Genomic DNA, 553 nt, shown 5'->3' with positions numbered 1-553 from the left:
TTAGATGGATCTACAAGAAAAAATTTTCTTAATCGATTTAGATGGTACTATGTACCGCGGCGGTCAACCGATAGCGGGTGCGAAGGACTTTATTGAGCGCTTGATTGAAGATAATATCCCATTTATGTTTGTGACCAACAATGCCATGCGTAAACACCAGGCAGCAGCAGATAATTTAAATAAAATTACGGGCTTAAATGTTGAGGGTAAACATTTCTACACTTCAGTGGATACTTTGCGCTTTATCCTTGCTGAAGATTTAACATCTGGCAAGCTGACAAAAGAAACAGGCAAAGCCTATGTCATCGGAATGGATTACTTAAAAGATGAAGTAGTGGACGCAGGATTTGAATTGACTCAAAACGTCGACCAGGACCCGTGCGATGTGGTGATCGTTGGCCTTGACCAAGAAGTGACGTATCCACAATTCATTGAAGCCTCGATTGCAGTTCAAAGAGGTGCTGCTTTCTATCTCACCAACCCAGACGTACAATTCCCTTCAAACCGAGGATTTGTGCCCGGTGCTGGTGCCATCGGTCAAGTAATCACTGCG

General features: G+C 43.4%; 1 protein-coding gene. It reads left to right on the top strand.

Going from position 1 to position 553, the window contains the following annotated elements; translation table 11 throughout:
* Window positions 1-4: 4 nt before the first annotated feature.
* Window positions 5-553 (top strand): HAD-IIA family hydrolase (locus ACRCJ0_RS18950; RefSeq protein WP_431391749.1); only part of this gene is annotated, 549 nt, incomplete at its 3' end.

It is taken from the genome of Aerococcus sp. L_32 (genome assembly GCF_050689315.1).
The sequence above is the reverse complement of the archived record's forward strand: the minus strand, read 5'-3'. Positions and strand labels throughout refer to the sequence as shown.